Origin of the sequence: Methanolacinia paynteri, assembly GCF_000784355.1 — an archaeon.
Taxonomy (GTDB): domain Archaea; phylum Halobacteriota; class Methanomicrobia; order Methanomicrobiales; family Methanomicrobiaceae; genus Methanolacinia; species Methanolacinia paynteri.
This window is the reverse complement of record NZ_KN360936.1, coordinates 20598-27031: the sequence shown is the minus strand read 5'-3', so window position 1 is coordinate 27031 and position 6434 is coordinate 20598. Positions and strand designations below refer to the sequence as shown.

At 51.0% G+C, this 6434-nt stretch carries 6 protein-coding genes and 1 pseudogene; 1 reads left to right on the top strand and 6 read right to left on the bottom strand.

The features are described from left to right. From METPAY_RS15510 to METPAY_RS09560, 3 genes and pseudogenes are all read right to left on the bottom strand, one after another. Window positions 1-756 (bottom strand): annotated as a pseudogene (locus METPAY_RS15510) (AMP phosphorylase); the annotation flags it as partial. A 60-nt stretch (window positions 757-816) separates the two neighbouring features. Beyond that, a complete protein-coding gene (locus tag METPAY_RS09565) occupies window positions 817-1494 on the bottom strand; it encodes a potassium channel family protein (protein ID WP_245611605.1) in 678 nt (225 codons plus the stop codon). Between the two features lie 5 nt (window positions 1495-1499). Continuing rightward, a complete protein-coding gene (locus METPAY_RS09560) occupies window positions 1500-3215 on the bottom strand; it encodes a TrkH family potassium uptake protein (RefSeq protein WP_245611604.1) in 1716 nt (571 codons plus the stop codon). Window positions 3216-3469: 254 nt separating this feature from the next. On the opposite strand from METPAY_RS09560, the gene METPAY_RS09555 reads away from it, so the two are divergent. Beyond that, the gene (locus METPAY_RS09555; RefSeq protein WP_048151815.1) at window positions 3470-4699 is read left to right on the top strand and encodes a C1 family peptidase; all 1230 of its coding nucleotides are present in this window, start codon (window positions 3470-3472) and stop codon (window positions 4697-4699) included. Between the two features lie 12 nt (window positions 4700-4711). Here METPAY_RS09555 and METPAY_RS09550 read toward each other — a convergent pair whose 3' ends face one another. From METPAY_RS09550 to METPAY_RS09540, 3 genes are all read right to left on the bottom strand, one after another. Next, window positions 4712-5323 carry a DUF2115 domain-containing protein gene (locus METPAY_RS09550; RefSeq protein ID WP_048151812.1) on the bottom strand — a complete coding sequence of 204 codons (612 nt, stop codon included), beginning with the start codon at window positions 5321-5323 and terminating at the stop codon, window positions 4712-4714. 67 nt (window positions 5324-5390) lie between these two features. Next, on the bottom strand, window positions 5391-5627 hold the full coding sequence (locus tag METPAY_RS09545) for a helix-turn-helix transcriptional regulator (RefSeq protein WP_048151855.1): 237 nt from the start codon (window positions 5625-5627) through the stop codon (window positions 5391-5393). Further along, on the bottom strand, window positions 5611-6195 hold the full coding sequence (locus METPAY_RS09540) for a DUF2178 domain-containing protein (RefSeq protein WP_048151810.1): 585 nt from the start codon (window positions 6193-6195) through the stop codon (window positions 5611-5613). Before METPAY_RS09540 ends, METPAY_RS09545 begins: the two co-directional genes overlap by 17 nt. Between the last annotated feature and the right edge of the window lie 239 nt (window positions 6196-6434).

Sequence of the window (6434 nt, the reverse complement as noted above, 5' to 3'; positions counted from 1 at the left end):
CTCGTAGATTATGATCTTGTCGTCAGCCGGTGCGATGTTCGTCGCCCCGCCCCAGACGATTACCCCGCCGGCTTTTTCGGTCATCTTCTGGACTTCTTCCGCGGAGAATGTCACGGGTGCGAGGACCTCCATCAGGTCGGCGGTACCTCCCGCCCCGGTGATCGCACGGGAGCTGGTCTTAGGAATCTTCAAACCTGCGGCGGCAATTATGGGGACGACGAGGAGCGAGATCTTGTTCCCCGGGACTCCGCCGATCGAGTGCTTGTCGACGATCGGGTGCGAGGTGAAATTCAGCTTCTCGCCGGTTGCAACCATTGCTCTTGTCAGGTGTTCGACCTCGTCCATATCGAGTCCCTGTATATACGAACCGGTGATATATGCACTGATCTCACCAGGCGAGAGGATGTCGTCCACGATATCCATCACGATCGCCTTCGTCTCGTCTGCGTTGAGCTTTCCGCCGTCCATCTTCTTTCGTATATATTCGATGGAAGCCGGCCTGTCCGCAAATCTCACCTCGAACGGGTCCCCGTCATGAGCATTCAGCTTCTTGTTGGTCAGATAAAGTATCCCTACCGAGCCTTCCTCTATGAGCTTTTCCGTGGTCGAGACGAACGCCTGCACGAAGGTACCCGTGTTCTCGTTTATCACCTGGACACGGTCGCCGTCGAGAACACCGATCTTTCTCGCGTCAATCCTGTTGATCAGCACGCCGCGGTAATCGATATCAAGTATTTTTGCAGTTAATTTTACCATAAAAATCACGTATTAAGGAATTAATCGAGATTACGAGGAGAAAGAATATAGTTATTTGCATTAGGGCTGCTGTCCCTTCTCCTCTTCTTCGGCAGGGCAGAACATACCGTAGATCCCGTTGACCTCATCGAGCTTCGATACGATCAGCACCTCGTCACCCTCCTTTATCCCGGGGTCTTCTGTATGAACAGTAAAATGATCGTCCCTGTAGACGCCGATGAACGCACTTTTTTTGGGAAGCGCAATCTCCGACAGCTTCATCCCGTCGAACTTGGGGGAGGCGATGACGCTGACGAACCTGACGTCGCCCCTCATCATCGTCGACAATTCGATAGTGTCTATCCCCCTGAGGGTGTTGTAGACTATCGCAGATGTGGCCTGCGGGGGATTAACGACATGGTGGAATCCCAGTTTCTTTGCAACGTTCATGAACTGGACGTCCTCTGTCATGATGATGATCTCGGGGGTCTTGTAGCCCTTTGCGATGACGCCGATGAGTATATTGTCCTGGTCGTGGGAGGTGCAGGCGACAATCGCGTCCGCCTTGTCGATCTCGGCCTTTTCAAGAATATCGGGCCTCGTCCCTTCGGCATTTATCACCGTGCAGTCGAGATTTTCGGCCAGGTCCTTGGCGAGCTTCTCCTCCCTGACGATGAAGATCACCTCAATGTTCTTCTTTATCAGCACCTCTGCAAGATCCATGCCAAGGGCGGTGGCGCCTACTATTATTATTCTCAACCGGGTTACCTCCTGATCCATGTTCGCGGGAAGAGCAATATACATAATGGTATAATCTCGATCCTCCCGAGGACCATATCGACGACCAGGGTCCATTTCATCAGATCTGCCATCCCCGGCCCTGTAATCCCGGTCGAAAGACCGACCGTCCCGAGGGCGCTCGACACCTCGAAGAACGCATCGCCGGGGCCGATCCCGTGAAGCATGAAGATGAATCCCGAGACCAGGATGACAAGGACATAGAGGATGACATAGGTAAGTATATGATACACCTGCACGGGCTCGATCACCTCATCACCCGCCTTCAGCGGTGTCAGAGCCTCCTTTGGCAGGAAGAACCTGATGAAGACGAGATGGACTATACCGAAGAGGATGACGAGTCTCATGATCTTGATTCCTCCTGCGGTAGAACCCGAACAGCCGCCGATCCACATGAGCATGGTGAGGACTGCCTTCGAACTGTCGGAGAGGCTCCCGATATCGACTGTCGAAAAACCGGCAGTGGAGAGTGCCGATGCGGCCTGGAACGCGGAGGCCGGCAACGCATCGGCGAATGACATACTGTCCGACATCGTGAAAAGAAGCAGGAGAAATCCGATGACCAGTACGACGATGAAATACCTGAACTGGATGTCGGATATTATCTCCTTCAGCCCGCTCAGGCCGCCGGTAATCCGTGTGTAAAGCCCGAAGTTGATCGCACCCATCAGGAAGCCTGCGGCTATTACAAGCGGGACGAAGAAACCGGGAAAGGATGCGATTGAATCGGAACCGGTTGAAAATCCTCCCGTGGATACGGCCGACAACGCATGGCAGATCGAATCGAATACGGGCATCCCGGATAGAAGGAGAAGAATAAATGCGATCGCCGTAATAACGAGGTAGATCTTTACAAGTATGCGGGCGGTGACCATCACATTGGGCCCGATCCTGTTCTCCCCGACATTCGCGGAGAAGAGGCGGAATGCACTCGTCCCGGGCTGGACGAGGACACTGAGAACAAGTATGACGATCCCGATTCCGCCGACCCACTGGAGCCACGACCTTGCAAAGAGAAAGACCGGGCCGACACCGGCAGGAGCGACGGAAAGACCTGTTGTCGTTATCCCCGATACCGCCTCGAAGAACGAATCGGAGAGACTCATGCCGGTCGAAAGAGCGAAGGGAAATGCGTTCAGGAGGGCGATGAAAGGGAATATTATCGCCGCAATCACGAGCGATTCCTTCCACCGGAGCTCCCCGTCAGGGAGAACTTTTACGAGAATAAAGCCGCCGCAGGCTACAAAAACGGCAGTGAGGCCGTAGACAGCGGCGGTGTAAGACTCCATGAAAACTATTGCCATCGCCATCGGGACCGCAAGGACGACAGCTATGGCCATCATGAGCCTGCCGGTATATTTCAGGACAACGGAGAGATCGACCGGGGAGACCAGTTCATACATGTACTGGCCGAATATACGACCCTTAAAAAGATAATTCTTGAGATCGTTTTTTTTGGGAGAAACATCCTCGGGGTTTTTTTCAGGATGGTTAACTCCATATCGACATGGGAAAATCAGCAACCTGGAATAGTTATCCATCAGGCAGATTGTTGGCAACCCCTCGCCGCGAGCCGCACAGCAGGCCCGCGGATCGGCCCCGGCCTCGGGGCCTCTCCATTGTGACAGGCCGCTCAGGGGATAGACAAGTATCCCCTGAACGGCGATACGCGGTAAATTCATGGCATTAAAAGAACGGAAACCAAAAAAACAAATTCAACAGCTTAGGGGACGCTTGCCCGTCCCCTGAGCGTGCCGTGAGAGAACTATCTTAGGGCAAGGCCCCTGGGCAGGGGCCGTCCGGCGGACCTGGCCGCCGGTGCCGGGGTTGCCAAAAAAAGATCTGTAAGCAATACGCCAGGCCCTCCCGGAACATTTAGAAAGATCCCGACATCAAAAATAAAAATATAATAATTCACCGGCCCAAACTGGAATTAATGAAATATATCGGGCAGATTATTCTGGTTTTATGCATCTTATCCCTAATACTCTCATATTTTGTACTTACATCCCCTGAGGAAGATTCCGATTCATGCTCGTCATGCTCAGATCCTTACGGAATGTATATAGACGGGGTCAGCCTCAACACTATGCTCTCCGGAGATCTTGATGCGTTCAGGTCTGTCGACCCGCTGGATATCGAAAAGGCCGTGGACATCAGCATATACGAGATGGCCGACAGTATCCGGCTGGCCGACCTGAATGATGATGTAGTTACTACGGATCAGTCATCTGACAAAACCGATGAAGTTTCGACTGATTTCCAGACGAAGATCGTACTTGCAATGCAGGAGGCAAACAGGAACACGCCGCGGTACCCTCCGCGGGAATATCCCGGCAACATTCCCGACAGCGTTTCGCTCCTTGAGAAATTTGCATACGTCCCTGAGGAATGGGACCAGACCGGAGGATCGCCCGAACACTGCGGGAACTGCTGGGTATGGGCAGATACCGGAGCCCTGCAGGTGGAGCTGTACAGGCAGAAAGGTATCAACGATCCCCTCTCAGTCCAGTATTTCACATCGGCATACCACAACGGAACAGGGATCTGGGCCTGCTGCGGCGGGAGTCCGGTCTGGTTCGCAGATTTCTATAACATAACAGGCAAGGTCGTTCCCCTGGGCAACATGAACGCAACGTTTGCCGATTCTGCAGTCAGGTCCGAGAAAGGCGAATCCACTTCGGTTCCGGCGGCTGACATCCAGACTGATCCGTATTATCCAATCGAAGAGATGCATGCCGAAATGATCGCAACGAATACGGTCTACGAAGAACGGGACATATCAAATGAAACCGCAATCGATTCGATTAAATCTGTACTCCTCTCCGGCAGTGCGGTCGTTATAATCTATACCCCTGATGACTGGGACCCTTTTATGGACTTCTGGGAGAATGAAACGGAATCCGCTATTTTCACGCCTGAATCCACTCAGGGTGCAACAGGAAACGACGGTGGGCATGCCATGCTCATCCTCGGCTACAACGACACCGATACCGATGAGAGATACTGGACGGTCTTGAACAGCTGGGGAGCTCCTGCCAACAGGCCCGACGGGACGTTCAGGCTGGATCTGGACCTCGATTATTCCATGCAGAACCCGGACGGGGTAAATTCCTTTGAATTCTATGTTCAGAACGTAACCTGGGGAGATTTTACAAGCCTTTGACGATCTGGAACCTCAAACCCCTTCCATCTGTTTTGCAGGGCAGAAGTTGCATATCGAAAAAGGAACTTCCTCCTCCTTATCACGGATCGGGCAGTAGTACCCGTCGGCTCTTTTTTCAACTATGAATCCGCCGGGGAAAGGAGTGCCGACCGGATGACCGGGTTCGTCCATTACGAACATCGTAAAGCAGCACAGGAGATAATAAAAGAGCGATTTGATCGGGTCGCCGAAGTTGAAATCCGTACCGCTGTGTTCAGGATCCTTAAGGCACCCGTCAGGGACAGCATCGAGAAATTCCACGAAGAGGACAGGGTCATCGATCTTCCCGTTCATCCTGGAAAAACCACCTGACCTCTGCATCGACATGAGCCGGTTGTATACATCGAATAACTGCTGCTGGAAGTACGGGCGGACCTTCTCACGGTATGGAGAGGGAAGTTTGTCGATCTCCTGCCGGACTCTTCCCCCGATAACCTGGAGCTCGTAAAGTGAATATTTTATTATCTCCGAGGCTATGGCTTCCGCAAGTTCGCCTTTCGTGCCTGCGGCCCGCAGTTTTGCAACTGCATCCTCAATTCTCTCCTCTGGCGGATTTCTCTTTGTGTCCGGCGGCTGTACCTGCATTGTCTTCAACGAGTATATTCAGGAGACACTTTCTCCTGATAATAAATCTAAGGACATCACTGAAAAATCAATCGGGCGACGAAGGATCTTCATTCACGTCTTCCGGGGGTTCGTCCTCAAAAAAGAATATCTTCTCGACCGGGACCCTGAATATCTTTGCAATTTTAAAGGCAACCTCAATTGAGGGATTATACTTCCCCCTCTCGATTGAATTGATGGTCTTCCTTGTAACACGGATCTTTTCGGCAAGTTCTTCCTGGGTCATATCGTGCATGGCACGGTAAACCTTAATCCTGTTTTTCATCTTCGGTACATCCATATTTTCGACTGTAGTATAATGAAAATACCGTAAAGATCAATACAAGGAGTACGGCAACAAAGCCCAGAGCCGCCCCGATAACATATGGATAATTCCGGACATTATGTCCTTTAACAAAAAAATCCTCCAGACCGTTAATATCCTGGACCGTAAGTGCAGGAGTAGATACAAAGTAATAGTTGTCTTCGTAGATCGGATAGCCTCCAGGGTAAAACTGCAGGAACGTTATCCGCACCGAACCGTTATCATAGGTATGCATTCCGAAACCCCAGCCTCCGCTCCAGTAAAATGTCGTCGTAGCGATAAAAAATATCACAAGGACCACTATCATAAATTCAAGCGTTTTCAATGCTGCTTTGCCGTGGATCATATCAGAAAGATCATCAGTGATAACATCTGTCACCTTCCTCTGGCACAGCCATACAAGCACGATACCTGCAATAATTATAACTCCCGGCACCAGCAGATTCCCGGATATTATGCCGAAATAGACAGCGACAAGGGTGCCGGCAATTATGCCCAGCATGCAGAGATGGTATTCTTTTTTCCTCATTGTCCTTCGATATAACATGTGCTTCTCTTTTTGAATAAATATTTCCCCATAATATCCTGATTATTACTCACATAACGGAAACGGCAGGTCTGCAGACTTGGAATAGATGCCATTCGCTACAGGAATCATCTTTACATAAATTACGGCATGCTTCTCTCTCCTGTTTCGATCACAAAAAAGGATTTTACGATCTGTAACAGGGACTCCTTTTCACTCAAAAATATATTGGGGCTGTAACA

Excerpts from the sequence above, each read along its gene's own strand:
- METPAY_RS09560 (WP_245611604.1), bottom strand. The coding sequence starts at position 3,215 with ATGAATTTACCGCGTATCGCCGTTCAGGGGATACTTGTCTATCCCCTG.
- METPAY_RS09555 (WP_048151815.1), top strand. The coding sequence starts at position 3,470 with ATGAAATATATCGGGCAGATTATTCTGGTTTTATGCATCTTATCCCTA.
- METPAY_RS09550 (WP_048151812.1), bottom strand. The coding sequence starts at position 5,323 with ATGCAGGTACAGCCGCCGGACACAAAGAGAAATCCGCCAGAGGAGAGA.
- METPAY_RS09545 (WP_048151855.1), bottom strand. The coding sequence starts at position 5,627 with ATGAAAAACAGGATTAAGGTTTACCGTGCCATGCACGATATGACCCAG.
- METPAY_RS09540 (WP_048151810.1), bottom strand. The coding sequence starts at position 6,195 with ATGAGGAAAAAAGAATACCATCTCTGCATGCTGGGCATAATTGCCGGC.